We start from the raw sequence: 26,577 nt of genomic DNA on the forward strand, positions 1-26,577 counted from the left end.
AAACGCGGATACTGCTTGGAGTAAAGGGATGAGCGAGCCAAGAGAGCACGAACCTGTTGAGCAAGAGCCTGATGAAACAGCGCTGGAGAAATTTGAATTACCCACGCGCGATGATTTTCCGTGGGTGACCACCACCATCACTGTGCTGGGCGTGGTGTTGTCTGTATTGCATATTTGGTTCAATACGTTATCAACACTACCGGAGTTATGGATTTCGGCGACCCACTTTGCGGGGTTTGCGGTGATTTGTGCACTGTGGTATCCGGGCCATATCTCTTTGAAGCGGAATAAAATAGCGCTGGCGGTCGATATTTTTATTGCGTTAGGTGCAGTGGCTTGTCTGTTGTATATCCCTTATGCCGAGGACGCGTTGTACGCGCGTGGGGTAAAATTTGTCACTGCCGATTGGGTGTTCGCCAGCTTAGCGATCATCATCGTGGTGGAGCTGATTCGTCGTACCATGGGATGGTTTATTCCCATTCTGATTATGGTGTGTTTGAGCTATGTCGTGCTGTGGGGCGAGTGGGCGTCGGGGATTTTTCACTTTCCCGGATTGAGCCTTGAAACCCTGTTATATCGCAGTTACTACTCCTCGGAAGGCATGTTTGGCGCGATTACCCGGATTAGCTGGACGTTCGTGTTTATGTTCATTTTATTTGGCGCCTTTCTTGTCCGCTCTGGGGTTGGAGATTATATCATCAACGTGGCCCGTGCGGCCGCGGGTAAGATTATTGGCGGGCCGGGTTTTATTGCGGTGATTGGCTCTGGGTTAATGGGGTCAGTGTCAGGCTCGAGCGTAGCGAATACCGTATCGACTGGGGTGATCAGTATTCCTTTAATGCAAAAAGCCGGTTTTCCGTCGCGCTTTGCTGCTGGGGTCGAAGCATCGGCTTCAACTGGGGGGCAATTAATGCCGCCCGTAATGGGGGCGGGGGCGTTTATCATGGCCTCATACACCCAAATTCCTTACGTTGACATTATTGCTGTATCACTGGTTCCTGCGCTGATCTACTTTCTCTCTGTGAGCTTTTTTGTGCGCATTGAAGCAAAGCGCAGTGGCGTGCAAAAGATTGTCACCACCGAGGACTCTTTATTGATGGTGCTTCTCCGCGGTTGGCATAACCTTATCCCGCTTGCGGTGCTTGTCACCTTGCTGATTAAAGGTTTCACACCCACCTATGCCGCGGGTATTTCGATTCTTTCTGTGATTTTCGCTTCCTGGTTTTCCAAAGAGCACCGGATGGGGCCGAAAGCGATCATCGAGGCCTTGGCGCAAGGGGCAAAAAATATGGCCACCACTGCCATCTTACTCGTGGGCATTGGTTTGGTGGTGAATGTGATCAGTACCACGGGTATCGGCAATACTTTCTCGCTGATGATTGATGGTTGGGCGAACGGTGATCTTTTTATGATGCTGGTGCTAATTGCTATCGCCTCGTTAGTGTTAGGGATGGGATTACCAGTGACCGCTGCCTATATCGTACTGGGCACCTTGTCGGCACCGGCTCTGTATAAGCTGATCGCTGAAAACCAATTGTTGGAGCTGCTGGTATCAGGCCAACTTCCCGAGCAAGCCAAGGCGATATTTATGTTGGCTGCCCCAGACAAACTCGATCTTTTAAATGCGCCAATGACCATGGAAACCGCGCAGCAAATGGTTGCCTTAGTGCCGGCTGACTTTATGGAAACCTTGTTAGAGCAAAGCTTAGGGCTGGAGGCCGTCAGTTTGGCCCTGCTCGCCGCCCACTTAATTATTTTTTGGTTATCGCAAGACAGTAACGTGACCCCGCCGTTTTGTTTGACGGCATTTGCCGCGGCCACCATTGCTAAAACCCCACCGATGCGCACGGGGCTGATGGCGTGGAAAATTGCTAAAGGCTTGTATCTCGTGCCTTTGCTCATTGCTTATACTGGCCTGGTCAGCTGGGATATCGTCTCGGTGTTAGAGGTTGGCTTTTTTGCCATTATTGGCACTTATGCCTTAATTGGCGCGATTGAAGGATATCTTGAAGGCCCGATTAATTGGGTAAGCCGCCTTTGCTTATTAATGATTGGTGCCTTGTTAGTGTGGCACGATATCCCGTTGTGGCTTCGCTTAGTGAGCGTCGTTGGGTTTGTGGGCCTGTTTATATACAGTGGGCGCAAGTATCAGTTGCAACAATCTCAACTGCCAGTGTCATGAGGCGTATATGAAATCTGTTTATGATTATGTGATTGTCGGTGGTGGTATTGTTGGCGCATCCACAGCCTGGCAATTAAAGCAGCGATACCCAGACTGCTCCGTATTGCTGGTGGAAAAAGAGGCAAGTGTTGCCCAGCACCAAACTGGGCATAACAGTGGCGTGATCCACGCGGGTGTCTATTATCCACCAGGCAGTTTAAAAGCCGATTTCTGTAAACGAGGAGCGGCGCTGACCGTTGAATTTTGTGCCAAACACGATATTGCGGTGGAGAACTGTGGCAAGCTATTGGTCGCCACCAACGAGCAAGAGATGGCTCGGATGCAGGCGCTCTATGAGCGATGCTTAACCAATGATATCGACGTGCGCTGGCTGGATGCGGCGGAGCTTCATGCTGAAGAGCCGAATGTTAAAGGCTTGGGTGCCATAGCGGTTCGTGCGACCAGCATTGTTGACTATCGGCGGGTGACTGAGCAAATGGTGTGTGAGTTTGAAGCGCTCGGCGGTGTCACCCAACTCAGTACAGAAGTGATAGGGGCCAGTGAAGCGGCTGAACAAGTCACTCTCCATTGCCAAGCAAGCGGGGAGCGTCTGACGATTCAATGTCAATTTGTGGTGACATGCAGTGGGTTGATGGCGGATAGAATGACCCAAATGATGGGGATCCCGACAGCGTTTCAAATTATCCCTTACCGCGGGGAATACTATCAACTTGCGAGCCAGTACCAAGGCTTTGTTAATCACCTTATCTATCCGATTCCCGATCCCGATTTACCTTTTTTAGGCGTTCACCTCACGCGGATGATAGACGGCTCCATTACGGTTGGACCTAACGCGGTGCAAGGCTGGAAGCGTGAAGGCTATGGCAAGGTGAATGTCAGTCTAAAAGATACCTGGCAAATGCTGACCTTTGCTGGGTTTTGGAAAGTCACCATCAATAATCTAAAAGCCGGCTTGGTTGAGCTGAAAAATTCCTGGTGGAAGCCGGGTTATGTCAAGCAGGTGAACAAGTATTGCCCAGCGATAAAAGCTAAGGATTTGACTCCGTATCCAGCGGGGATCCGTGCTCAAGCCGTGTTAAATGACGGCACCTTGGTCCATGACTTTCTGTTTGCTGAGAGTGCGCGGAGTTTACACGTGTGTAATGCGCCATCGCCGGCAGCGACCTCTGCGATGCCGATTGGTGAATACATTTGTGACAAGGTGACGCAAAAACAGCAGTGGCTCAGCAATGATGCTGATTAGCGCTACATATCGGAAAGTGAAAGCCAGCGCCTACACTCGGCCGCTGGCTTTTGCTTTGATTACTGATAACCGACTGTAAATGCTTGCTGCAGATGCTTAGGTGTTTCGGCTTCATCAAGCATAGCGACCGCGAAGTCTTCCATCGAAATGCGAGATTGTCCGTCACTATCTGTCACTAAGGTGTCTGTCCCCAATGTGTACTGACCGGTGCGAGTACCAGGTGCGATCATGGCGGCAGGTGAGAGGTAGCTCCAAATCACATCTTGGCTGGCTAAACATTGCTCATATTGCACTTGGCACGCGCGTGCTATCTCAACGGCTGAGGCGGGAAGAAAGCCCTCTGCGTTTAACACGGTTTCACCGTCAGTGCCGGGAATCATCAGTCGAGCGGCACCGCCGACAATCAGAACGCGCATTTGATGATGTGCTGCGCCTTGGACGACGGCTTGGGTTAACACGGGTAACTGTGCTTCTTCGCCTGTCGGTGGGCGTAACGCCGTAATGGCAAGATTATGATCAGCCATTACCGATGCCACCTTGTCCGCATCGTTCAAATTGACGGCGACAGGCGTTACGGTGTCGGGTAGCTTGCTGAATGCTGCCTCGTTACGTGTTACTGCCGTGACCTTATGCCCACGTTGCAACGCTTCTGCCACAATTCGACTGCCAATATCGCCTGTGGCACCAAATACGATTATATTCATTGTGTTAGTTTCCATGTCATGACTCCTGTGTGTCCTTGTGCCGCGCGATAACCAGTAAAAGGATGCGGCGGTCATACGGTTGTGGTTAAACCATGCTGAACTGATTAAGTTATTATTAATTGTTTATCTTGACGTAAAGATAAACATCATTAATCTTTACGTCAAGATAAATGTGTGGCTTTTTTAATCTAGGAAAAAACTGGGGGATCCAATGGATATAGCGATCCAGCAAGGATGGCCGCTTGAGCAAGCACAAAAAGTGGCTGAGCTCTATGAGCAGGCGTTTGGGATGAAGTTCGCACGGGCAATCCCTAATCAGGCAGCGCGCGTGGCGATGCTGTCCCGATGTTTTGTCCCAAACTTTTCGTTTGCTGCTATGCAAAACGGCAAGGTAGTGGGGTTGGCCGGGTTTCAAACCCAAGCCGGCGCGTTGACACAGGGTATGGGCGCAAAACAACTGATCGATAGCTTGGGGCTCATCAAGGGTACTTGGGCCTGTGCAGTATTGGCGCTGTTTGAGCGTAAAGCGGCACCCAATGAATTGGTGATGGATGGCATTGCTGTTGATAGCGCGGTACGCGGGCAGGGGATTGGCTCCCAATTGTTGGATGCCATTATGGATTATGCCCAAGCGCATGGCTTTGAAAGCGTTCGGTTGGATGTGATTGATAGTAACCCCAGAGCCCGCAAGCTTTATCAAGCCAAAGGCTTTGTCGCCACTAAAGAAGAGCGCTTTCCGCACCTAAAATGGTTAGTCGGCTTTTCAGGCGCCACCACCATGGTCAAGGCGCTGAGCTAAAACAACAAGAGAGACAAGGATGTTTATGATTGAAACACGTCGACTAGTGCTGCGTGACATGCAGCCAAGCGATGAAGAGGCGTTTGTTCACTTAACGCAACACCAGAAGTACCAGCGTTTTTATAGCGAAACGGACTGCCAGCCAGAGACATACCGAGACTTACACGCGCGCTTTATCGAACAAGCCAACGCAAATCCACGCGTGGCTTATCAGTTGGCGGTTATCTGCAAGCAATCAGAAAAATGTATTGGCACTGTCGGTTTAAGGCTTGAGGACAACCATCAAGCATCCATCGGGTGCGGCTTAGCTGTGGAGGCGCAAGGCGCGGGGCTAATGAGAGAGGCGGCTGTCGCACTGGCCAACTTCGGTTTTGAGTGTCTGGGCGTGCATCGGTTATACGCTGAGACCATTAACGATAATCTCGCTGCAACCAAGCTTTGTCGTTCACTTGGCATGCGACAAGAGGCCCATTTTCATCAGCATCGTTTCTTTAAAGAACGGTGGTGGGATACGGTGGTTTACGCCATATTACGACACGAATGGGAGCAAGGATGATGAAAAAAGCACTGCTTGGCGCACTGATCGTTACACTGCAAGCGTGTACCAGTACGCCCGTTGGTAATGAAACGACCGACGCTGCAGAATGTGTCGGTAGCACGGCGTTGCCAAGCGCATGGGCAGATAAGTTTGTAGCCGTGGACGATCCAGCGCTACTGGCGGCGTCGCTGGGTCAGCCATTGGAAGGGAAGCTTTGCCAAGGCAAGGTATATCAGGCGACTGAAGGGGTAACAGTGTATCGTGCGTGGAATAGCACCAACCCGCATAGTCAGTTTGGTCACTGGTGGGCGTTATCACACCCGTCTGGCTTGGTGGCGGATTATCGCCAAGACTATGAGATTTGTTATCAATGGTCGCCGCTCGATAAATTGGTACAGTGCACCTTGCAACCAGGCGCCAAGATTGTGGTGGGTAATGGTCAAAGCGCGAAATGTTCCGAGTATTTAACCTATCCAACCTCAAGTGCCCAGCAAGTTTATCTGCAAGAGGCGGAGCAAGCGGTTCAACATTGTCAAACGTTTGATGCGGTGATGCGTTGGCAGTGATGCGCGGCAATCAACCATTCAATCACTCCTGTGTGGCGAGCAGGGCGCGCTAAGGCGGCGGATGATAGGCGGCCAATAAGTGTTTATTTTTCAATATCAATGAGATAGCCTAGTTCTATTATAGGACTTGGAACAAGCACATGGAATTAGTCGTCCCCGCACTCAATCACCAAGCAGCCTTTACACGTTTTTATGATGATTTTGTTCAGTTTGACCCCGACAATGCCGATTACTATCGGTCGGGGAAAGACGATTTCCCCACTTACGTGACGCGGTTAACGGATGAGTCATTGGGTAAAAACCTTCGTAAAGGGTATGTGCCGTGTAGTCATTTTTGGCTGCTTGATGCTGAGCAACAAATCATTGGCGCGATTCGGATCCGTCATCACATCAATACGCCATTTCTAACCCAAGAAGCTGGACACATTGGCTACGACATTGCGCCATCATATCGTGGACGCGGATGTGGCAAGCAAATGTTAGCCTTAGCACTGCCCAAGGCGAGAGAGCTGGGGATCACTCGCGCTCTAATTACCGCGAATGAAGACAATATGGCATCGCGCCAAGTAATTGAAGCCAATGGCGGCACGTTGGAAAACATCATCAATGGTGAAGTGTTCAATGAATCATTGGCTCGGTACTGGGTGGATATTAATGGATGATTCCCCGCGCGTAGACCAATTGGACAGTGACCGTCTGTTGCTGGTGGCACCCAATATGACCCATCAGCCTTTCATTTTAGAAGCCGTGTTGGAAAGTCAGCACACCCTTGCGCCTTTTATGGATTGGCTTCCGCACGCGTTGACCGAATCGAGCTCGATTGAAAACACCCAACAAGCGATTGATGACTTCGACATGTTTATCAATGAACTACGCTACTCGATTTTTGAAAAATCGACGGGGCAATTGGTGGGTGTGATCAGCTTAATCATCCGCAACATCGCGATTCCTTATTTTGAAATAGGCTATTGGCTGCGGAGCTCCAAAGAAGGCCTTGGCTATATGAGTGAAGCGGTGCGAACGCTAGAGCAATACGCGTTTAATGACCTTAATGCCAAGCGTGTCGAAATCAAAACTGCCTACGAAAATACCCGCAGCCGTGCGGTAGCCGAGCGCTGTGGTTATCATCAAGAAGCGATACTTATCAATGACCGTATCCTGCCGAGCGGTGCGATTTCTAGCACTGTGGTTTATGCAAAAGTGGCGGAATGAAAAATAGTGAGGACTAAATAATGAGCATGGAACGCTTTTTTATTCAAGATGACATCATATTGCACGGTGACACGGTTTCCTTGGTTCCTTTATCTGCCTCGCACGCGGATGCATTAGTTGAAGCCGCTACCGATGGAAAGCTTTGGGAGCTTTGGTATACCTCGGTCCCGAACGCAGAATCGGTGGAAGGCTACATCGCTAGCGCCTTGGACGAAAAAGCGAAAGATAAAGCATTGCCGTTCGCCGTGATTGAGAAAGAATCGGGGCGAGTGATTGGGTCAACACGATTGGCCAATGCGGATGCCGCCAATAAGCGCGTGGAACTTGGTTACACTTGGTACGCCAGCAGTTATCACCGATCGTCGGTAAACACCGAGTGTAAGCGGTTATTACTCGCTTATGCATTTGAAAGCTTGGGGGTGATTGCCGTTGAGTTTCGCACCCATTGGTTGAATCAGGCATCGCGTGCGGCCATTGCCCGTTTAGGGGCCAAACAAGATGGTGTGTTGCGTAACCACAAGATCGTGAATGGCGTATACCGTGATACCGTTGTGTTCTCGATTATCGAAAGCGAATGGCCGGCGATTAAGCTAAACCTTGATTATAAGCTGGCGCGCTACCGTGGTTAAATTCGCGTTTTGCAATATCGTCACGTAAAGTAGCGCTTTTATTGACGAGCGCGTGCTCGAGTTGCTGAGAACCCTTATGGATACACAACCCAATAACCCGCTGCACGGGTTAACCCTACAAACCATTTTGACCCGTTTGGTTGAACACTATGGTTGGTCAGGCCTTTACCAACATATCAATGTGAACTGTTTTTCTAACGATCCTTCGATGAAATCATCGTTGAAATTTTTGCGTAAAACGCAGTGGGCGCGCGATAAAGTCGAAGCTTTGTATATTGATACCTTTTGCTAAGGGTAAAATATACGGATTGGCTATCGGTCGGTGTTTATTTCTAAGTGATTGATTTTAAACAACTGTCGTTAAGGTGTCGGGGTGCTGTCGTGGTAATGTCGCCCCCATTTTGCATAGTGTCGCTAGGGAAGAGCACAAAGGAGCAAGGATGAACGTGAAAGCACTCAGAGTTCAAAAAGGGTGGTCGCAAGACCAATTAGCACAATTTAGTGGACTAAGTGTTCGAACGATTCAACGTATCGAACGCGGCCACAAACCCGGATTGGAGTCGCTGAAATCGTTGGCTGCTGTGTTTGATATCGACATTAGTGATTTGCAAAAGGAGACAGACATGCAGGCAGATACTTCAATGAGTCCAGAAGAAAGAGTGATTGCCAATCGCGTCCGTGCCCTCGGCGGGTTTTATTCTCATTTGACGCGCTATGTGGTCGTGATGGTGATTTTGTTTATTATCAACTGGCAAACTAACCCAGGCTATTATTGGGCTTGGTGGGCAGCAATGGGATGGGGGATTGCAGTGGTCAGCCACGGCGTCAGTGCTCTGGGCATTGTCGATCTCTTTGGTGATAAGTGGGAAAAACGCCAAATAGAGAAGCGACTGAATGCGCGGTCAAAGCGTTAGTCGCTACCTGATAACGCCGAGCGAATGTGCCTCGGCGTTTTTGTTTTTCACCAACTAACAGACATCTTTACTGAGATGCCGCTTGTCGCTGCTGGAAGCGCGTTGCGTGCTCGACTAGGCCCTTAAACAGCGCACGCTGACAGCGAAGATAAAGCAAGAATTCTGGATGCCACTGTACCCCCAGTGTATAAGGGCGGTTGGGCGACTCAATGGCTTGTACAATGCCATCTAAATCACGTGCGCTTACCGTCAAATCCTCGCCTAACGCGTTAATCGCTTGGTTGTGTAGGCTGTTTATTTTGCGTCTGCCTTGCCCCAACCGTTGCTGTATATGGCCGTTGACATCACGCAATATACACAAGGTTTTCATCGGGAACACTGTCCAGCGATGAGAGGTTTTTTTGCGTTGCTCGCGCAAGCTTTGGTGCAAGGTGCCGCCCAAACAGATGTTGAGAAGTTGCGCACCACGGCAAATGCCCAGCAAGGGCTTTTGGCTCGCCAATGCGCTTTTGATAACTTTGCTCTCTAGCGCATCGCGTTCAGAGTCGTAGTTGGGTTTCACTTCGGGCTCGGCGGCGTACAGCACAGGCTCAACATCGTGCCCGCCAGTAATCACCACGCCTTGATAGGCGTCTGGATCTAAGGTGGTGCCGGGGTGCAGTTGTAACGGTTTGCCTCCATAAAGTTTGACTGCCGCGGCGACAAAAAAACGTGGCAGCCTTGCGCCTTTGCTAGGGCCGGTTATTGCGATGACGGGTTTATCCATAAATTGTGCACCTTTTCCGCCCAATTATTAACGATACGCGCCAATGGGTCGTTGAGATAGCCCAAATAGGCTTTGCAGCATGTTTCCAGTCGTGCAGGATCGGCGGCGAGTTTTTCGACTTCCACCCAATCGTTCCATGCTTCGTGAATGCCCCAATGGGGTCGGCTGACTTTGCTGTCCGGCAACCGATAATGAAACGTTGGCCGCGCTTGTGTGAGCCCATCATCAATCACTTTATTCACTCGCTCAGCATCAAGGTGAGTGAATAAGGGCAGCATATCTAGCGCACGGTTGCGTGTAGGATTATCAATCAGATAGTCGTCGATTAGGGTATCGAGATCCGGCCAATAATCAGCGGCTAGCACGCGTTCAATATAGGCTTTCGGGAAAGGGTCGACATAGTTGGTTAGACGCCGCGATAAATCAATATCAGCACGCTTTAAAAGCCAGTCATACAAACATAAAAATGCTTTTAAATGAGCACAAATCGTTTTGGCGGTTAAATCAGGCAGCTCTGGGTTGAGCTGCATGCCAAACGCATAAACTGGGCTGTCCTCGGTTCCTTCGGCACCTTGTTGACGCAGATGAGCAATGAGTTGGTCAACCTCTTGCAGGCGGTCAAGTGGCAGAGGCGGGCCGACAATTTCCACGGGGACAAAGGCTTTTGCCGCCCATGCCAATAGATCTTCGGCGGATTGATCCAGTCGATTGGTCACGGTGTTTTCACTACGATCGCTTTGTCCCAAGCGCTTGAGCTTGGCATAGTCGAGTTCCACTACCCAGTCTCCGGCTTTGTCTCCGCTCAAGCGGCGATCATATCGACCCCCTCGCTTGATGTGTAGGGAGAAAAAATCCGCCACTAAACGCGTAATGGTATCCAGCTCTAAGCCACTGAGCTCTATCTCAACGCCTACACGACGCGTTTTCCCCTCAGCGTTGGTGATCTGAGGCGGTGTTTTCAGTGATGAATCTGGCGCATCCATGGTTTTTTAAGCCTCATTTTTTATCAACGATAGATAAGAGGTGGGGATAAACCTTTGACACTTAAAGGCCTGAGGGGATAAATAATAAACACCTGTTCAGTGGTTTCGAGACCACTGAACAGGTTGATGCTTAGCCATTAACAACGGCATCTGTGCTGTTTTCTATGCGTTCTTGTGCCCAGCTTTCAAACGCCATGCGCTTGATTTTATTGAGAGCTTCGCTGGGTAGAGGACTCTTTATACCAACTTGAATCGTGTCATCATGGTACAGATATAGTCGAGATAAAAATTGCTCAAAGGGTAAGGAAGCTTCCCCGTATTGCTCTCCTTTCCCTTGCGTTGACACCACCACATCGTGTCCCCAATCTTGACCACTATCGTTATTGGGGTTGTAAAAATAAACCCGCATCACGCTGTCTTGGTCAAGGGCGATACGTATCAAGGTGATCGCGTGCCAGCCGACAAATCGGCCCTGGCTGCTGGTGACTGCGATCCCAACCGGCTGGGGATGTATAACGGGAATATTGCCGTTATAAAGCGGATGATAACTGCGATAGAAGCGCTCGATAAAACTATCAAACTCTTTCAGTTGTCCTGTTTTAACGTCAACGGCAATCATGAACTCACGCCCCACGTACCAACCATGAAATTCTGGATTGATCCACTTATGGGGGTCTTCCTCTCGGTTGACACAAAGCCGGCCCATTTCGATGTAAAGTTTATCCAAATGCGGCACCAGAACGACTGACACAGGGTCAGTATCGAATGGCAGTGCGGTACTCAGCCCCTGTAAGAGGGTGTGAGAGTCTAACGACTGTCCTTCAAAATGCATGCGTAGGCTCTGATTACAAGCAACTTGAACGATACAGTTGAGTAAGTAATCAGGGTCATTATACGCCCACATGGATATTGCACGTGCCGATTGGCAAGTCGGGTTGTTGCCTTGAGCCACACCTAGCGGCTGGCCAAGCACTGACATGACACCCGCTAACAGATGAACGCGAGCGGGGAGTTGCTCACCAAAGGCCAAGGTCAGTGTATGGGCGACGTCTGGGTGTAGGTTGAGATGAATCTGACGCCACAGACTCGGGGCGACAGGCGCATCGAACAGAACACCCCGTTCAAGCATCATTGCCAAACCATACACAGCTTGCGCGGTTTGCGGATAAATGGCTTCCTGGACCAGTGTGTGCACCAGCTGACGATAGGTCACTAGGCAGTCTAAGCCAGTATTACTTAAACCTAGCGCGGTGGGGAGTGTGTCGCTTCCCTCATTGTCCAATAACCATCGTAAAAATATGGCGTGGTAATCAGATGCTAAACCGACATCATGCATCGCACGTGCAAATCCCAACGCCTCTTGTTGTAAAGCATTGCTGTCCATTGCATTCAGACGCTCACAGTACGCGTCCAACCCCGGATCGTCATAGCAGCCCTGGGTTGGGCCGTATAACGCACTGACAAGACGATCGATGCCGAGCTTAGCTTCACCGAGGTTAATCTGCTCCTGCGACACCAAAATAGAGATCTGATTGATCATCGCCTTAATTGGATTGACCTGAATGGGGCGCTGCGCGAGTACACGCCAAACTTCATCAACCAGTTCACTGAGAATGGTTTCATAGCCCAAGTGGCTGAGAATAAAACGATATAAAGTACTAATAGCGGGCGCCGTTGCACCGAGTCGAATACGGCTCGACTCATCGGTAAGACCCATTACGAGTGATAAATTGAGGCTTAATACTCTGGCAAGAAATTGATGTGCTTCTTGTTGGGAAAAAGGCGGGGAAGAGAGCTTCCCCTCGACGATAGCCAGCATTCGAAGCTGGCTGAGACAATCTAGCACCACGGTGGCTTTGTCGGCATGCGCGAGCGTATCTGGCACGAGATTCGGTACGAGATACTCGGGCTGCCCCCAATCTGTTCCCTCAAAAAGGCCTGCCTCAGTGAGAGTGACAATCCGTGAGTACAGTTGATTAATGCCGTCATCCTGTGCCAATACACGCCCACAAATATCAATCACGTGAAATTGGTGGCGTGCCTTGGCGATGGAGCTTACTTGACCAAGTTGTTCAACGGCATGATCAAGCTTATTGAGTAAGCTAGACATAGAAATCAAGGTCTTCCTGTGCTTTTAATAAGTCACGCATAACATGCGGGTCGTCACCATAAAAGTGTAGCAAACCCCAGTGTGTGCCAAATGCACTGCGTTTAGGCACTTTCCCCTCCATAGGCGACTGCAGCTCATGAAACTCAAAGTACTCGTGATTCTCGGTCTCTTCAGGTATGGCTAGCTGGCTTACCACTCGGCGTCTTGGATATACCCCAAAGGTACCGGCGACGCCTTTGGCATCTTTGATAGGCGTTGGGAAGAAAGCGTTGAGTTCTTCGTCAGTTGTTTTAGGGTCAAACGCTACCACCATCGCTTGATAGCAGTTAAAGTCATAAACACGTTCAATAATTTCAAAGCCTTGGAAACCGGGTGGGCGGTAGGCTACTTCACCGAAGTACATCTGACCATCGTTGGTAACAAAGTACTCTGGATGGATAAAGCCGAAATCAATATCAAACGCTTCGATCAGCTTCTCGATTTCCTGGGTCACTTTTTCCCGATATTTTTCCAACTCGGGGGAGGCCGGGACGAAAACAGAGTAGCCGAGGGTGACGTACTCGGAGATGTTTAAAAACTGGATTTTGCGGTTTTTAATAAATGCTTCGACAGCAAACTCCCAACCATCGAGGTGGCTTTCCATCAATAGCGGGAACTCTTCATCGGAAACACGATCGAGATCATCAGGCTCACGCACCACCCAGTGGCCTTCGCAGCCTGCTTTGTCAAAGGCTTTGAGGTGGATCGGGTCATTTGGGTCGCCGTCAAGTTTCAGCAAGGCTTGGTTAACCCGGCGCAGGAAACGTACCACGTCGGATTTATCTTGCGCTTCTTCAAAGATCCCAACCCGAATACCGCCGATTTGTGCACGGCGTTTCATTAAGGATTTATCGCGGAACAGAAGAGACTGTCCCATCAGCTTAGGGTTTTTGAGCAGCACGGCGTTAATGGCGCCGGCCCACTCTACGGTTTCTTCGAACAGAGGAATCGCCACATCGACCCCCATTTCTTGTAGGGTGGTGGCAATTTCAAAGGAACGGTCATTGAGGCGCTCAAAGTCCCAAGGAAGGTAGGGGATATCATGCTCTTTGGCATACTCTTCTGCCCATGTTGGGGCAACAACGACATATTTACGATCGAAACGGCTAATCGCATCAATTGCATTGAGGCTCCATCCTAGAATGGCGACGAAGCCTTTGTTTGGATCATAGTCAGCCATATTGCTTCCTTTTACGTCGAATGTGTTTTGTCACTCTCACATAGCTAGGTCTAAATAGTAACCACTTGCCCCTGTTTCTCTGCTGGAAGTGTGCGCTAGCTAGCTGGAATCAGTAAGAACAATGAATTGTTTCATTGACAAAGACTTACTTGCTTGAGCTTGTCTGACAGGGGCGGGGATGGTCGAAAAAGTGTGAGATTGATTGTTAAATACCTCTACCTGCATTGGTTAAAAGCTTGTAACTTATGTGCAAAAAGCACACAACGGCATAATGACAAGCAAAGTACACTAAAAACATAATTTCAAGTTATTCAGGGAGTGAAGTATGGCAAAGCGGGTAGTGGTATTAGGTGCAGGCATGGTAGGTGTCTCTGTGGCATGGCACCTTTTAAAGCGCGGGTATGAGGTCATCGTGGTCGATAGGGTAAGCCCCGGACAAGAAACCTCATTTGGTAATGCCGGGATTATTCAGCGCGAGGCGGTTAGACCCTACGCATTTCCCCGCGACCTTGCCACCTTATTGCGCGTATTGCCGAATCGCTCGGTCGATATTCGTTACCGTCCTACGAGCGTTATCCGAGCCGCCCATCCGTTATTACAATACTGGCATTATTCCAGTGAGAGTAAATACAAACAATTGGTGCCAGAGTACGCGGCGTTAATTATGCAGTCGTTAGACACTCATGAGGAAATGATTGCCTCCGCGAACGCAGCGTCCTTGATTCGTAAGGAAGGTTACCTCAAGCTTTTCCGCACGCAAAAAGCCTTAGATGATGAATGCACGCGTGCCGCCGCAGATCGTGCCAACTATGGCGTTGACTATGAGGTGCTAAACGCAGCACAGATCACGGCGATGGAGCCAAATTTAACGGCTTCGCTGGCGGGCGCGATCCACTGGAAACAACCTTGGACAGTCACCGACCCAGGCGCTTTGGTCAAGGCCTATGCTGACGATGTGATTGCTAAAGGCGGCGAGATTAAACGCGCGAACTTGCAGGCATTGAAACAAGCAGGCGAGCAGTGGGTTATCGAAACCGATGACGGTCAGTTACATGCTGACCAAGTCGTAATGGCAATGGGCCCTTGGTCCTCTTACTGGTTGCGTCAACAAGGTCTAGAGGTCCCTTTGTTTACCAAGCGTGGCTATCACATGCATTACCAATGCGATGAGAAAAAGCCACTTAATCACTGGATTATGGATGCGGAAGTGGGGTATTTGCTGGCACCTATGCGTGCAGGTATCCGCTTGACCACGGGCGCAGAGTTAACCGCCTTGGACGCCCCCACGGATCAAAGCCAGCTGCAAGCAGCAGAGCATGAAGCGAAAGCTTTATATCCTATTGGCGCGCGTATTGATGAAACGCCGTGGAAAGGCGGACGTCCGTGTATGCCGGACATGAAACCGGTGATAGGTGAGGCGCCGCAACGTACAGGGTTATGGCTTGCCTTTGGTCACGGCCACCAAGGATTTACGTTAGGGCCGGTCACCGGGAAATTATTAGGGCAAATGATGGATGGGGAGGCCACGGATGTGGATATGCAACCCTATCGTGTCACCCGATTCGGCGGATAACCCTATGATGAGGCATGAGTTGCACGCGATGAAAACGAGTCACCGCGCGCGACTCATGATGCACTCAGAGGTATAATAGCGACACCGCTAAGCAGAGCGTGCAACGCGCCATTGGCGTGGGTGAGGAAGGCGTGGCAGCAACAGTCCTGCGATTACAATGACAATGCCCACCACCTGAAGTTGGCTCACGGCTTGTCCCATCAAAAACGCGGTGAGTACCGCGAACACAGGCACAAAGTTAAAAAAGAGTGCTGCATTGGCAGAGCCGAGATGGCGCACGCCGTTGAGCCAGAGTAAGTAACCAGCGACAGTACCCAGCACACCGATATAAAGGAGTTCGGAGACGGCTAATGGGGTGGCTGCGAGCACTTCGCCAAACGGATGAACCTTTGGGGTAAGTGCACACATGATGCCAATCACAGTCGCACCACTGAGCATACCTAAAAACGTGTAGGGGATCACCGGCATCCAGCGGCCAATGCCTTGGCTGAAGAAGGTGTACGCACTCCATGCAAACATGCCAGTGAAAATCATCTGATCACCTTGGTTAAAGTTTAATTGGCTGAGCATCTGCCACTGCCCATTGGTGATCACCACGAGCACGCCCGATAAACTCACCACCAAGCTGAAAACTTGTCCCTTACGCGGCAATGCACGAATCGCGATACAGGCGATAAGTGAAGTCACTAACGGGCTGAGCGCCATGATTAATGACCCATTGGTCGCTTGGGTATACTCGAGTCCGGTGAACAAACAGAGGTTAAGGCCGCCAATCCCCACAGCGCTGACGGTGGTTGCCCACAGCCACTGCTTGGCGCTGAGTGTGGGAACGCGGGTACGGGTGAGTTTGAGATAAAAGCCTAGACAAATCGCGGCGACGGCAAAGCGCCAAAAGACCAAGGTGAGCGCATTCACTTCATTTAGCGCATCTTTACCTATTGGAAACGTGCTACCCCAAAAAAAGGCACATAAAATGAGAAGGGCAACGGCTTTCCACAGTGAAGCAGTAGTTGTCATAGCAAGACCTGACTTGTTGAGTGATGGGCGCTAGTGTATAAGTTTCAAAATATGAATAAACCGACAATATCAGAACGGTAGATTCCAAATATGAAACCTAGCTATTCGTTAGACGATTTGCGCTGTTTTTGTACCGTGGCGCAGTTGGGGAGTTTTAAAGCCGCGGCGCAGCAGCTTGCCATGCCGCAATCCACCCTAAGCCGTCGAATTCGCCAGCTTGAGCAGGATCTTGCCCTGCGTTTACTCAATCGCGATGCACATCGTATCTCTCTGACCCAAATTGGCCATCGCTATTTTGAACGTGCCGCAGGGTTGTTCGATGAGTTGCAGACACTGAACGATGATTTGGTGAGCGAGAAACATCACCCTCAGGGCAAAATTCGTATCAGCGCACCGATCAATGCCGGTAAGCAGTTTTTACGCCGCGTCTTTTTCGACTTTATGCGTGAGTATCCAGAGATTCAACTGGATATTAACTTTTCCAATAGCTTGATAGATATTGAAGCGGAAGGCATGGATGTGGTGTTTCGAGTCGGGAACCCCGTGGTCGAAAATTGGATTGCACGGCCGCTCACCGATATTCACTTCATTTTGTGCGCCAGCCCTGACAGTGACTATCACGATGTGCGCTCTCCTAGTGATCTGAGAGGTAAACCGGTGGTGATTTGTCATCCAATGACAGTTTGGGAGCTCACACACCATCAAACGGGGGAGGCGTTTGATTATCAAGCCACCACGGGTATACGTGCAGAAGTGGATGAAATTCAGATGTTAACCCATGCGGTGGAGGCTGGATTTGGCATCGGCTATATTCCTGATTATTCCGCGCTACCTTTGATAGAAAAGGGTGAATTACAGCGCGTGTTACCGCAATGGTGCAGTCGAGCGCGCACGCTATTTTTACTCTATCGAGACCGAGAACAAGTGCCTTTGCGTGTTCGATTGCTGGTGGAATTTGTTCTCGCGCGTTTTATGTCCTCTTAGCGCGTAACCGGATATAAAAGGCTGTTGCCCGAGACAATAGGGGCCACGTTACAGTGGCCCCAATGGGTACGATTTTTCGATTAATCGCTATGATGCGTCTGCGCTGGCGATAACTCGGTGGATGCCGGCGTGATGGTTTTGGCTAAGAACAGATACATGGCAGGCACCACGAACAGGGTGAACAAGGTGCCCAGTGTCATCCCACTGGCAATCACTAGGCCCATGGCAAAACGGGCGCCAGCACCGGCTCCTGAGGCAATCAATAGCGGGATCATGGCGAGCACCGTCGCTGCCGTGGTCATCAAGATAGGGCGTAAACGGATGGCGGTCGCTTCTTCAATCGCCTCACGTTTGGTCCGTCCTTCTTGTTGGAGCTGATTGGCGAACTCGACGATCAATATCCCGTGTTTAGCAATCAGACCAACGAGGGTGAGCAAGCCAACTTGAGTGTAAATGTTCAAGGTAGTAAATCCTAGGCTGATAAATATCAGCGCGCCACAGACACTCATTGGCACGGTGACCAAAATAATGATCGCGTTTTTAAACGACTCAAACTGCGCCGCTAAGATCAAGAAAATCACAATCAAAGCAAAGAAGAAGGTCACGACCAGTTGCTGGCCCTCGCTCATAAACTGACGTGACTGTCCGGCATAATCAACGCTAAAGCCTGCTGGCAATTCTGTTGCTGCAATCTCTTCGAGCACACCCAGCGCTTCCCCCAAGGGAACACCAGGGCGCGGTACACCGGAAATTTTCACCGCATTCAGCTGCTGAAAACCGCGTAATGCTTGAGGCTGCACACTTTCTTCTAAGGTCACTAACGTTGATAGTTGAACCAATTCGCCGTCTTGGTTGCGGGTATAAAACTGGCGCAATTGTTCCGGTGTGAGGCGTTCATTACGCGCCACTTGGGGGATCACTCGATAAGAGCGGTTTTCCAGTGAAAAGCGTCCCGCATCCGCCCCGGATAACAATGAGCCCATATCCGCGGCGAGCTGTTGCATATCGACGCCCATCAAAGCCGCCTTTTCACGATCGATCTTGACCGTTTGTTTGGGGCGGTCAATGCTTAGATCGGTATCGACAAAGATAAACCGCCCAGTCTGCATCGCTTTGCCCACAATATTGTTCGCCACTTCATTAATCGCCTCAAAGGGTTGTGTTGAGCCGATAATAAATTCAACCGGTGTGCCGCCGCCCGGAGACGGCAGTGAAGGGGGCACCAAGGCAAAGCTGCTTAAGCTCGGTTGGCTGTCCATAAAGGGTTGAATCTCGTTTTCCAAGATCGCTTGGGTACTGCGCTCTCGCTCATCCCATGGCGCGAGTACAATACCGGCTATTGCGTTATTGGTGCCGCCAGAGCCATTGATAATAAAGACGTTGTCGATTTCTGGTACATCGTCAATCAGTCGGTTTAACTCGTCGGTACTGGCAGACAACGCATCCAGCGTGGTTTGGCTGTCGGCTTCGAGTATGGAGAACACAAACCCTTGGTCTTCGGCGGGCTCAAGCTCAGAAGGACTGGTGATAAACAAAAAATAGCAAGACACTAAAACAATCGCGCCAAACGTGAGGATCACTGCATTGGTATTCAACAAGCTATGGAGTGTGCGTTGGTAGCGATGATGCAATCGGTCAAACTGCTTATCCAGCCAATGCTCAAGGGAGCGTTCTTGGGTCGCTTTGTCCGCTTGATAGGGCTTGAGCACATAGGCACACATCATGGGCGAGAGCGTAAGCGCCACCACGCCGGATAAGATCACCGACGCGGCGAGAGTAAAGGCAAATTCAACAAACAACACCCCGGTTAAGCCACCGACAAAGCCGATGGGCAGGAACACCGCGACCAAGGTAGTCGACATGGTGATAATCGGCCACGCCAGCTCGCGCGCGCCTTCCAGCGCGGCTTGTGTTCGGCTTTTGCCTTCTTCGATATGGCGGTGCACGTTTTCAAGCATGATAATCGCATCATCAACCACCACACCAATCGCCAGCACCATGGCAAGCAGTGTCAGTAGGTTGATGGAAAATCCTAACAGCCACATTAAAAAGAAGGTGCCGATGAGCGATACGGGGATCGCGACCGCAGGAATAATTACCGAGCGTAACGACCCTAAAAAACCATAAATCACAAAGACTACGATGGCTAAGGCGAGAATAATCGATATAACTACTTCATCAATGGCGTTATCAATATACTCGGTTGAGTCATAGGCGATATACGCCGACAACCCTTGAGGCAACTGGGTGGTAATGTCGGCATCCCACACCTGATTCACCGCCTCAATCACATCCAGCGCATTGGCATCTGGCGAAACTTCGATGCCGATAAAGGTGGCATCGAGCCCGTTAAAGTTCACCGACGTTTGGTAACTTTCCGCGCCGAGCTCAACGGTCGCGACATCACTCAAACGCACAACAGATTGGCCATCACTGCTGATCACCAGATCTTCAAATTGTTTCACGTCATGAATGTCGGTGGCGGCGTTTAAATCAATCGCCACGTCTTGGCCTTTGGTGCGCCCTAGCGTCGCAAGCACATTATTGCTGCGCAGGGCGGTAATCACATCCGTACCGGTGAGATCGTACGCGGCCATTTTGACCGAGTCGAGCCAGATTCGCATGGCAAAGCTACTGGCACCCAACACATCAGCACGCTGCACGCCGGGAATCGTCGACAGTTGTGGCTCGACCACCCGGACCAAGTAATCGGTAATTTGATTATCAGTGAGGACGTCAGAATAAAACGCGAGGTACATGGCTGCGACCGTTTCCCCCACCTGCAGTGTGACGACGGGCTCACGGGCATCATCAGGTAGCTCTGAGCGCACCTTGTTCACCTGTGCAGCAATCTGCGTGAGTGCTTCATTCGGATCGTAATCAAGGCGTAAATAGGCTTCGATGGTGCTCACACCAGCGGTTGATGTGGAGACTAAGTAATCAATCCCTTCTGAGGCAGCGATTTCACGCTCCAGCGGCGTGGTGATAAAGCCTTGGATCAGGTCGGCATCTGCACCGATATAAGTGGTAGAGACATTGACCACTGCATTTTTGATCTCGGGGAATTGACGCACATTCATGTCGGTGATGGCGCGTAAGCCGAGCAAGATAATGAATAGGCTCACTACGGAGGCCAAGACGGGTTTCTTGATAAAGACGTCGGTAAATCGCATCGAATGGCTCCTATTGATTCACAACGTTGGGATCAAGATCTTCGCTCGGCTGAACACGTTCATTATCACTGATCTTGATGTTGCTGCCGTTACGGAGCTTGAGGAGGCCGGAGGTAACGATACGGTCACCGGGTTGAAGGCCGTCTTTAATCACAATCATGTCACCGCGGCGCGCGCCCGTTTGTACAAAGCGCTGTTGTACCGTCAATGCATCGTCTTGCTCTTGGATCACGAATACCGCGTTGCCATACGGATTAAATTGAATCGCGCTTTGTGGTGCCAGCAAGACATTTTGCGTTTCTTCACCTTGATCAAGGCTCACGCGTGCGAACATACCTGACCGTAAAACGGCATCTGGGTTGTCAAAGGTGGCTTGAATATCGACACTGCGACTCGACGGCGTCACCACCGGCGAAATTGCAGTCACTGTGCCGGCAAAGACCTCATCAGGCTGTGCGCTAATCGTGGCAGAAACGGTTTGACCATTTTTCAACGTGCTGAGTTGCTGTTCCGGCAAGGTAAAGTTGAGGTGAATCGGGGTCACTGACGTGAGTGTCGCAACCGCTGTCCCCGGGGACATTAATTGGCCAAGACTGACTTCTCGGATGCCAATGATGCCGTCGAAAGGCGCGGTTAATGACTTTTGCTCAATGCGCGCTTTTTGGCTGTCGACAGCGGCAATTGCTTGTTTGGCTTCGCTTTCTTTGCGCTTTAGCTCTGACTCGGAGATGTTTTTATCTCTAAATAGCCGCTGATAACGCCGCAGTTCAAGTTGTGCCAGTTCTGCCACGGACTCGAGTCGACGTAATTCTGCCTCATCAACGCTGGCATCTAGCGTGAGGAGCAATTGTCCCTTTTTCACCGATGTCGCGTTATCGAACATAATATCGTTGACAATGCCGCTTGCCTCGGTGGTTAGCTGGGTTTCATTAATGGCCGCAAAACTGCCAATAGTGGTCTGTTGTTCACGCCAAGGGTGGGTTGTGACTGTAGTGGCCATCACGGTGACCGTAGGGGCAGGCATGTTGTCAAAGAATTGGTTCATAAAATGGTTGCCTACCGCTTTGTAAGCAAAAATTCCCCCAAAAAGGAGACCACATGCGACTAACATAATAATCAAACGTTTTATCATAAAAATCCCTGAACAGAGTTGCTATCACCACCCTTGGCTAACAAGTACAGACGAAGGCGCAAAAGGTCGATTAAACCAATAACAAATATCGAATTGACCAATACAAACCTTATCACTGTTTGGTTCATTAATTGCGAGTAAATTGATGATCTTGTGGTATGACGCAGCTTAACGTTATCTGTCAGATGGAATAAGGAGAGAGCGGATGCTATTAAATGCAAACAGTACGGTGAACGAAGCGGCGCTGCGTGCCATGGCGCATATGCCAACGCGCAGTTTGCCGGTGCTGGTGGATAACAGCTTCAGCCAAAAACTAACGGATGCGGACTTGATGCGCATTGCGGTGCTGCTAGCCCAAAAAAGCGCTGAGGAAGGAGGATGCCCCATCGGCGCGGTGATTATTGACAATGAAACACGTCATATAGTGGGTAAAGGACACAACACCTTGGTGCAAGAAAATCATCCCTACAACCACGGTGAAACGGCTGCGATACGTGATGCCGGGCGAATCGACTTCAGCCAAACAACTTTGTTTACCAGTTTAAGCCCATGCGATGTGTGCGCGGCATTGATCGGCATGCGCGGTTTCTCTCGAGTGGTGGTAGGGGATATCACCAGTGCGAGCGGTAACGAGACGGCGCTGCAAGAGAAAGGGGTGACGGTCGATGTGTTGGAAGATCCGCAGGGCATTGCGCTGTATCAGCAATTTAGAGCCGAGCACCCCGAACAAGAGTTGGAAGATTGGCAAGGTGTGAGTGCCGTAAACGCTCGACAAGGATGAAGCGCCGCGCAAAGGCGGCGCTAGTTACTCGACAAAATAAGATTTAGCTATTGATCACGTGAAGAAAGTGTAGATGCTTTTCGTAGTGATCCAGCATATCTTCAATCACTTGCGCTTGATTGTAGCCCGCAATATTGTATTGCTGGCCGCCTTCCCGTAAGAATACCTCTGCACGATAATGGTGTGGCGTATCCAATGTCTCATTATCCGCTAAGGTTTTTAGGTTAAACGTGTGGCTGGCATAGGCACGGGCTCGTACTCCGTAAATAAAATCAGGGTCATTGCCGTGGTGAACTCGCAGATAGCAGCGATCGTGTTCGCGGTTGATACTGACATCCAGCGCCTGCTTCTCAAGCTCTTCGGCGACCGCACGCATCGCGGGCTCAATGGTTTTATCCAACATTACAGCGATTTCCTGCCACTCAGGTGAAGCCACCAAGGTTTGTAGGCGATTTTGCCAGTTTTCTGCGTAATGTGGACTATGGCGCGTCACATTGCCCGGTATCGTCGCTAGATGTTGGAGACTATCGCGTTTGAGAGCCTCCATTTTTAACGCTTTAAGCAAACCAAAGCCAACCGCGAGTAAAATGACCGCAAAAGGCAGTGCCGAGGTCAGAGAGGCTGCTTGCAGTGCAGATAGGACATTGCTACCGCCAGCCACGACCAACGCTGAGGCGACTAAACCTTCGGCAAGCGCCCAGAAAATACGCAATTTTACCGGCGACTCGCCATCATCCTTGGACGTTAAGGTATCGATCACTAATGAGCCCGAATCGGATGAGGTGACAAAAAAGGTGATCACCAATAAAGTTGCAATCACGGAGGAGACACCTGCCAATGGGAAACTATCCAAAAAGTGGAATAACGATGTTGAACTGTTGGCAAACACTTGGTCTACCAAGTTTGGCATGGTGTTGGTAAGAATACCGTGTAGCGCGGTATCGCCAAACACAGTTAGCCAAATAAAGGTGACACCGACAGGGACAAAAATGACGCCAAGAATGAACTCGCGGATCGTCCGGCCGCGAGATATCCTTGCGATAAACATCCCTACAAACGGTGACCAAGCGATAAACCACGCCCAGTAAAAGAGTGTCCATCCCCCTAAAAAACCATCTGTACTTTCATCACCCGTATAGGCGTAGGCATTAAATGTCATATCAACCATTGATGACAAATAGGTGCCAATATTTTGCCCCAATGTTTCGAAAATAAAGAGGGTAGGACCCACCGCCACGACAAAGAGCAGTAAGGCAATCGCTAGCCAGAGATTTAAATCAGACAATCGACGGATGCCTCCATCGAGCCCCAGTACGACTGAGATGGTGGCGAGTCCCGTCACACAAGCAATCAGTATTAACTGCACGCTGGTTGTTGTCGGAATATCAAATAAATAGTTCAAGCCTGCGTTTATCTGCATCACGCCCAAGCCCAAAGAAGTAGCAATACCAAACATGGTGCCAAAAACAGCAAATACGTCGACGGTATAACCAAGTGGACCATGAATACGTTTACCAATTAGAGGATAAAGCGCTGAGCTAATGCGGAGTGGTAAACGATGGCGAAAACTAAAATAGGCGAGGGCAAGGGCGACAATCGCATAAACGCCCCATGCGTGTAATCCCCAATGGAAAAAGGTCATGCGCATTGCTGCTTTAGCCGCTTCTGCGGTATTGCCTTCGCCAACTACTGGGGTCGCATAGTGAAATACTGGCTCGGCGACCCCGTAAAAAATTAACCCGATCCCCATGCCAGCAGAAAAAAGCATCGCAAACCATGAGTGGTAGCTGAACTCGGGCTCACTGTGATCCGGGCCCAGCTTAAATTGGCCATAGCGGCTCAGTGCAAAAATCAAGGCCAGGCCAAGGTATAGCCCCATCGCGAGTAAGTAAAACCAGCCAAAGGTGTCGATGATCCAAGCTTGCGCGCTACCAAATAGCGCGCCGGCGGTATCTGGCACGCTAATGGTAAAAATAACAAAAGCCGCGATTAAAGCGGCGGCAGGATAAAATACCGGCGGGTTAATGCCCGCGCTTATTGATGAGTGTTCGTGACGCATAATGAGTTTATTTGCCTGTGAGTGAGAAATTATCGGGTTAACGTGTTCTTTTTTTCGAGCGACCGTTAATCCAAGCCATTGGTGGCATCGCAGGCATATACAGTGCGGGAAACGAATCTCGAGATGACTGATATTGAGGCGATTTTTTCTGATTCATCGCGTCTCTCCTTATCTCTGTTTTCAGTGAATGTGTTGGTGTACTTTGGCGAAAACGCTACAATCATGAAAACGAATTTTTATAATAGGGTCATCACAAATTATGATGCGTGAGTCAGGCGCTGTGCGAGAGCTCGATCTCGTGGTTCTTAAAACCTTTGTCGCCGTGGTAGAAAAGGGTAGCTTTACCCGAGCTGGAGAGAGCTTATACCTTGCGCAATCTACCGTGAGTGCACATATGAAACGGCTCGAGGCACTATTCGAAAAACCGTTGTTGCAACGAGGGCAAACTGCTGTACTGCCTACTCCTGCAGGTGAGCGTTTATTGGCGCATGCCAGACAGCTACTTAGGCAAAATGCACTCGCTTGGCAAGAGATGACCGACCAACGGCTAGACGGCGTCGTTCGTTTAGGGATCCCTGATGATTACTTAATCTATCTTCCTGAGGCGCTCTCTATGTTTGAGGCTCGTTACCCAGGAGTAGAGCTTGAGGTGAGCTGTGGTTTGAGTGTCGAACTGGTACAAGAAGTAAAAGCCGGTGCGCTAGATATCGCGATAACAACACGTCAGCCTAACAGCCCGGGTGGCGAAGTATTGCGCGCCGAGCCAATGACGTGGGTCACGGGTGTAGGGCACGATACGCATCAGCGCCAACCCCTACCTTTGGCGCTGTCTAAGCAAGGGGTGTGTATTTTCCGAGAGCGTGCACTGGCGGCCTTAACATCAGCCGGTATTACCCATCGAATTGCGTATTCGAGTGCAAGTTTGTCAGGGCTTTCGTCAGCCGTTCGTGCAGGGCTGGCGATTACGGTGTTAACGCCATCGATGATGGGGGAAGGGCTTAGAGTACTTGGTGAAGAGGAAGGGTTACCGAAACTCCCCAATACTGAAATTACGTTACATCAGCGTCAAGGTGACTTATCGGGGGCTGCGATTGCACTCATACAACAGTTGCGTGACAGTGTCATTTTCAAGCCACATCAAGATGCGCTCGTCAATAAATAGAAGAGCGTGTCTCGGTTTGATGTTTGAGGGTATGACGTATCGCAAACATGGACGTTTTACTGCGCTGACATGACAATACATTCGGTTATACTGATTACGAATTAACCAACGTGAAATGCTGCTTAATGACCAACTGGGTACGAAGGCTAACCATCGTTTGGCTGACCATGCTTTCTTTTCAAGTTTGGTCGGCAACCTCTGAGCCGCTCAAATAGCGTCCGCTGCGGAACGCGGCGAGATCGAAAAACTTCGTCAACATTATTTTCAAACAGGAGCGTTATGACGGGTAATCCTCCGCTATCTAGTCAACAGGCGGCGCTGTTTCAAAGCCTCAATGCGCACGGTATTTCAGTAAATATATACCGCCATCAGCCTGTCTATACGTGTGAACAAGCAGACGCGCTCGGTTTGCATACTGATGCAAATCCGACCAAGAATTTGCTGTTGAAAGACAGAAAAGGAAAACAGTTTTTCTTGGTGGTGTTACAGGGCAAAGCCACCGTCAATTTAGCCGGATTGAGTGAAGCCTTGGGCACGTCTCGCCTATCGTTTGCGTCGTCGCAGCAACTTGAAACCTATTTACAGGCACAATCAGGTGCCGTATCGGTAATTGATGTAATGAACGATCCTGAGCATCGCGTCAGTTTGGTGATCGCGAATGCGATATGGCAAGTCCAAGCGGTGGAATGCCAGCCTTTTTGTCACGATCAAACTTGGGTTATTGCCACCCAAGATCTCGCCCGCTGGTTACGCGCTATAGGTCGAGACTATCAAACGGTGGAGCATGTCGCTTAAACGATAGCGATGGCTGTTGGCAGCCATCGCTAACTA

At 50.1% G+C, this 26,577-nt stretch carries 24 protein-coding genes; 15 read left to right on the forward strand and 9 right to left on the reverse strand.

Features of this window, described 5'->3' with window-relative positions; all coding sequences use genetic code 11:
- Positions 1–28 precede the first annotated feature (28 nt).
- Together BZG25_RS01450 and lhgO are read left to right on the forward strand one after the other, a co-directional pair.
- Complete coding sequence (locus BZG25_RS01450; RefSeq protein WP_077638435.1) at positions 29–2,182, forward strand: TRAP transporter permease; 2,154 nt, start codon at positions 29–31, stop codon at positions 2,180–2,182.
- A gap of 7 nt (positions 2,183–2,189) precedes the next feature.
- Complete coding sequence (gene lhgO / locus BZG25_RS01455; RefSeq protein WP_077638436.1) at positions 2,190–3,425, forward strand: L-2-hydroxyglutarate oxidase; 1,236 nt, start codon at positions 2,190–2,192, stop codon at positions 3,423–3,425.
- Between the two features lie 59 nt (positions 3,426–3,484).
- On the opposite strand, the gene BZG25_RS01460 is transcribed toward lhgO, so the two are convergent.
- Positions 3,485–4,129 carry an NAD(P)-dependent oxidoreductase gene (locus BZG25_RS01460; protein ID WP_077638487.1) on the reverse strand — a complete coding sequence of 215 codons (645 nt, stop codon included), beginning with the start codon at positions 4,127–4,129 and terminating at the stop codon, positions 3,485–3,487.
- A 211-nt stretch (positions 4,130–4,340) separates the two neighbouring features.
- On the opposite strand from BZG25_RS01460, the gene BZG25_RS01465 reads away from it, so the two are divergent.
- From BZG25_RS01465 to BZG25_RS01500, 8 genes are all read left to right on the forward strand, one after another.
- A complete protein-coding gene (locus BZG25_RS01465; RefSeq protein ID WP_077638437.1) occupies positions 4,341–4,928 on the forward strand; it encodes an N-acetyltransferase in 588 nt (195 codons plus the stop codon).
- A gap of 19 nt (positions 4,929–4,947) precedes the next feature.
- Positions 4,948–5,484, forward strand: coding sequence for a GNAT family N-acetyltransferase (locus BZG25_RS01470; protein WP_077577879.1), 537 nt, complete (start codon positions 4,948–4,950; stop codon positions 5,482–5,484).
- Positions 5,484–6,032, forward strand: coding sequence for a hypothetical protein (locus BZG25_RS01475; RefSeq protein ID WP_077638488.1), 549 nt, complete (start codon positions 5,484–5,486; stop codon positions 6,030–6,032). Before BZG25_RS01470 ends, BZG25_RS01475 begins: the two co-directional genes overlap by 1 nt.
- Positions 6,033–6,172: 140 nt before the next feature.
- Positions 6,173–6,694 carry a GNAT family N-acetyltransferase gene (locus BZG25_RS01480; protein WP_046073338.1) on the forward strand — a complete coding sequence of 174 codons (522 nt, stop codon included), beginning with the start codon at positions 6,173–6,175 and terminating at the stop codon, positions 6,692–6,694.
- Positions 6,687–7,244: a GNAT family N-acetyltransferase gene (locus tag BZG25_RS01485; RefSeq protein WP_235606018.1), complete on the forward strand. Its 558-nt coding sequence runs from the start codon at positions 6,687–6,689 to the stop codon at positions 7,242–7,244. The genes BZG25_RS01480 and BZG25_RS01485 overlap by 8 nt, the downstream gene beginning before the upstream one ends.
- Before the next feature lie 20 nt (positions 7,245–7,264).
- On the forward strand, positions 7,265–7,873 hold the full coding sequence (locus BZG25_RS01490; RefSeq protein WP_077638438.1) for a GNAT family N-acetyltransferase: 609 nt from the start codon (positions 7,265–7,267) through the stop codon (positions 7,871–7,873).
- A 76-nt stretch (positions 7,874–7,949) separates the two neighbouring features.
- On the forward strand, positions 7,950–8,165 hold the full coding sequence (locus BZG25_RS01495; protein ID WP_046073336.1) for a VF530 family DNA-binding protein: 216 nt from the start codon (positions 7,950–7,952) through the stop codon (positions 8,163–8,165).
- A gap of 148 nt (positions 8,166–8,313) precedes the next feature.
- A complete protein-coding gene (locus BZG25_RS01500; RefSeq protein ID WP_077638439.1) occupies positions 8,314–8,787 on the forward strand; it encodes a 2TM domain-containing protein in 474 nt (157 codons plus the stop codon).
- A 67-nt stretch (positions 8,788–8,854) separates the two neighbouring features.
- Here the strand turns inward: BZG25_RS01500 and BZG25_RS01505 are convergent, their stop codons facing one another.
- The 4 genes from BZG25_RS01505 to BZG25_RS01520 form a co-directional block, all read right to left on the reverse strand.
- Positions 8,855–9,553: a gamma-glutamyl-gamma-aminobutyrate hydrolase family protein gene (locus BZG25_RS01505; RefSeq protein ID WP_077638440.1), complete on the reverse strand. Its 699-nt coding sequence runs from the start codon at positions 9,551–9,553 to the stop codon at positions 8,855–8,857.
- Complete coding sequence (locus BZG25_RS01510; protein ID WP_077577876.1) at positions 9,529–10,536, reverse strand: amidoligase family protein; 1,008 nt, start codon at positions 10,534–10,536, stop codon at positions 9,529–9,531. Before BZG25_RS01510 ends, BZG25_RS01505 begins: the two co-directional genes overlap by 25 nt.
- A 130-nt stretch (positions 10,537–10,666) precedes the next feature.
- Positions 10,667–12,646: a hypothetical protein gene (locus BZG25_RS01515; RefSeq protein ID WP_077638441.1), complete on the reverse strand. Its 1,980-nt coding sequence runs from the start codon at positions 12,644–12,646 to the stop codon at positions 10,667–10,669.
- Positions 12,639–13,865: an acetyl-CoA carboxylase biotin carboxylase subunit family protein gene (locus tag BZG25_RS01520; RefSeq protein ID WP_077638442.1), complete on the reverse strand. Its 1,227-nt coding sequence runs from the start codon at positions 13,863–13,865 to the stop codon at positions 12,639–12,641. Before BZG25_RS01520 ends, BZG25_RS01515 begins: the two co-directional genes overlap by 8 nt.
- A gap of 325 nt (positions 13,866–14,190) precedes the next feature.
- On the opposite strand from BZG25_RS01520, the gene BZG25_RS01525 reads away from it, so the two are divergent.
- Positions 14,191–15,438 carry an FAD-binding oxidoreductase gene (locus tag BZG25_RS01525; protein WP_077638443.1) on the forward strand — a complete coding sequence of 416 codons (1,248 nt, stop codon included), beginning with the start codon at positions 14,191–14,193 and terminating at the stop codon, positions 15,436–15,438.
- Between the two features lie 87 nt (positions 15,439–15,525).
- Here BZG25_RS01525 and BZG25_RS01530 read toward each other — a convergent pair whose 3' ends face one another.
- Positions 15,526–16,455 (reverse strand): DMT family transporter, encoded by a 930-nt coding sequence (locus BZG25_RS01530; RefSeq protein WP_077638444.1) that lies wholly within the window; start codon positions 16,453–16,455, stop codon positions 15,526–15,528.
- Positions 16,456–16,545: 90 nt separating this feature from the next.
- Between BZG25_RS01530 and BZG25_RS01535 the strand changes: the two genes are divergently transcribed.
- A complete protein-coding gene (locus BZG25_RS01535; RefSeq protein ID WP_077638445.1) occupies positions 16,546–17,439 on the forward strand; it encodes a LysR family transcriptional regulator in 894 nt (297 codons plus the stop codon).
- Positions 17,440–17,519: 80 nt separating this feature from the next.
- Here BZG25_RS01535 and BZG25_RS01540 read toward each other — a convergent pair whose 3' ends face one another.
- Both BZG25_RS01540 and BZG25_RS01545 read right to left on the reverse strand, forming a co-directional pair.
- Positions 17,520–20,612 carry an efflux RND transporter permease subunit gene (locus BZG25_RS01540; protein WP_077638446.1) on the reverse strand — a complete coding sequence of 1,031 codons (3,093 nt, stop codon included), beginning with the start codon at positions 20,610–20,612 and terminating at the stop codon, positions 17,520–17,522.
- A gap of 10 nt (positions 20,613–20,622) precedes the next feature.
- Positions 20,623–21,744 carry an efflux RND transporter periplasmic adaptor subunit gene (locus BZG25_RS01545; protein ID WP_077638447.1) on the reverse strand — a complete coding sequence of 374 codons (1,122 nt, stop codon included), beginning with the start codon at positions 21,742–21,744 and terminating at the stop codon, positions 20,623–20,625.
- Positions 21,745–21,949: 205 nt separating this feature from the next.
- Between BZG25_RS01545 and BZG25_RS01550 the strand changes: the two genes are divergently transcribed.
- Positions 21,950–22,525, forward strand: coding sequence for a nucleoside deaminase (locus BZG25_RS01550; protein ID WP_077638448.1), 576 nt, complete (start codon positions 21,950–21,952; stop codon positions 22,523–22,525).
- A gap of 43 nt (positions 22,526–22,568) precedes the next feature.
- Here the strand turns inward: BZG25_RS01550 and BZG25_RS01555 are convergent, their stop codons facing one another.
- Positions 22,569–24,584 carry a choline BCCT transporter BetT gene (locus BZG25_RS01555; RefSeq protein ID WP_077638449.1) on the reverse strand — a complete coding sequence of 672 codons (2,016 nt, stop codon included), beginning with the start codon at positions 24,582–24,584 and terminating at the stop codon, positions 22,569–22,571.
- A 259-nt stretch (positions 24,585–24,843) separates the two neighbouring features.
- Between BZG25_RS01555 and BZG25_RS01560 the strand changes: the two genes are divergently transcribed.
- Positions 24,844–25,746 (forward strand): LysR substrate-binding domain-containing protein, encoded by a 903-nt coding sequence (locus BZG25_RS01560; protein WP_197075722.1) that lies wholly within the window; start codon positions 24,844–24,846, stop codon positions 25,744–25,746.
- Between the two features lie 279 nt (positions 25,747–26,025).
- Positions 26,026–26,541, forward strand: coding sequence for a YbaK/EbsC family protein (locus BZG25_RS01565; protein WP_077638450.1), 516 nt, complete (start codon positions 26,026–26,028; stop codon positions 26,539–26,541).
- Positions 26,542–26,577 lie beyond the last annotated feature (36 nt).

This window comes from Salinivibrio sp. ML198, assembly GCF_001996015.1.
In the GTDB taxonomy this organism is placed as follows: Bacteria; Pseudomonadota; Gammaproteobacteria; order Enterobacterales; family Vibrionaceae; genus Salinivibrio; species Salinivibrio siamensis.

Excerpts from the sequence above, each read along its gene's own strand:
- BZG25_RS01525 (WP_077638443.1), top strand. The coding sequence starts at position 14,191 with ATGGCAAAGCGGGTAGTGGTATTAGGTGCAGGCATGGTAGGTGTCTCT.
- BZG25_RS01465 (WP_077638437.1), top strand. The coding sequence starts at position 4,341 with ATGGATATAGCGATCCAGCAAGGATGGCCGCTTGAGCAAGCACAAAAA.
- lhgO (WP_077638436.1), top strand. The coding sequence starts at position 2,190 with ATGAAATCTGTTTATGATTATGTGATTGTCGGTGGTGGTATTGTTGGC.
- BZG25_RS01475 (WP_077638488.1), top strand. The coding sequence starts at position 5,484 with ATGAAAAAAGCACTGCTTGGCGCACTGATCGTTACACTGCAAGCGTGT.
- BZG25_RS01550 (WP_077638448.1), top strand. The coding sequence starts at position 21,950 with ATGCTATTAAATGCAAACAGTACGGTGAACGAAGCGGCGCTGCGTGCC.
- BZG25_RS01450 (WP_077638435.1), top strand. The coding sequence starts at position 29 with ATGAGCGAGCCAAGAGAGCACGAACCTGTTGAGCAAGAGCCTGATGAA.
- BZG25_RS01565 (WP_077638450.1), top strand. The coding sequence starts at position 26,026 with ATGACGGGTAATCCTCCGCTATCTAGTCAACAGGCGGCGCTGTTTCAA.
- BZG25_RS01520 (WP_077638442.1), bottom strand. The coding sequence starts at position 13,865 with ATGGCTGACTATGATCCAAACAAAGGCTTCGTCGCCATTCTAGGATGG.
- BZG25_RS01480 (WP_046073338.1), top strand. The coding sequence starts at position 6,173 with ATGGAATTAGTCGTCCCCGCACTCAATCACCAAGCAGCCTTTACACGT.
- BZG25_RS01490 (WP_077638438.1), top strand. The coding sequence starts at position 7,265 with ATGAGCATGGAACGCTTTTTTATTCAAGATGACATCATATTGCACGGT.
- BZG25_RS01460 (WP_077638487.1), bottom strand. The coding sequence starts at position 4,129 with ATGAATATAATCGTATTTGGTGCCACAGGCGATATTGGCAGTCGAATT.
- BZG25_RS01540 (WP_077638446.1), bottom strand. The coding sequence starts at position 20,612 with ATGCGATTTACCGACGTCTTTATCAAGAAACCCGTCTTGGCCTCCGTA.
- BZG25_RS01500 (WP_077638439.1), top strand. The coding sequence starts at position 8,314 with ATGAACGTGAAAGCACTCAGAGTTCAAAAAGGGTGGTCGCAAGACCAA.
- BZG25_RS01530 (WP_077638444.1), bottom strand. The coding sequence starts at position 16,455 with ATGACAACTACTGCTTCACTGTGGAAAGCCGTTGCCCTTCTCATTTTA.
- BZG25_RS01505 (WP_077638440.1), bottom strand. The coding sequence starts at position 9,553 with ATGGATAAACCCGTCATCGCAATAACCGGCCCTAGCAAAGGCGCAAGG.
- BZG25_RS01485 (WP_235606018.1), top strand. The coding sequence starts at position 6,687 with ATGGATGATTCCCCGCGCGTAGACCAATTGGACAGTGACCGTCTGTTG.
- BZG25_RS01560 (WP_197075722.1), top strand. The coding sequence starts at position 24,844 with ATGATGCGTGAGTCAGGCGCTGTGCGAGAGCTCGATCTCGTGGTTCTT.
- BZG25_RS01510 (WP_077577876.1), bottom strand. The coding sequence starts at position 10,536 with ATGGATGCGCCAGATTCATCACTGAAAACACCGCCTCAGATCACCAAC.
- BZG25_RS01470 (WP_077577879.1), top strand. The coding sequence starts at position 4,948 with ATGTTTATGATTGAAACACGTCGACTAGTGCTGCGTGACATGCAGCCA.
- BZG25_RS01495 (WP_046073336.1), top strand. The coding sequence starts at position 7,950 with ATGGATACACAACCCAATAACCCGCTGCACGGGTTAACCCTACAAACC.
- BZG25_RS01555 (WP_077638449.1), bottom strand. The coding sequence starts at position 24,584 with ATGCGTCACGAACACTCATCAATAAGCGCGGGCATTAACCCGCCGGTA.
- BZG25_RS01535 (WP_077638445.1), top strand. The coding sequence starts at position 16,546 with ATGAAACCTAGCTATTCGTTAGACGATTTGCGCTGTTTTTGTACCGTG.
- BZG25_RS01545 (WP_077638447.1), bottom strand. The coding sequence starts at position 21,744 with ATGATAAAACGTTTGATTATTATGTTAGTCGCATGTGGTCTCCTTTTT.
- BZG25_RS01515 (WP_077638441.1), bottom strand. The coding sequence starts at position 12,646 with ATGTCTAGCTTACTCAATAAGCTTGATCATGCCGTTGAACAACTTGGT.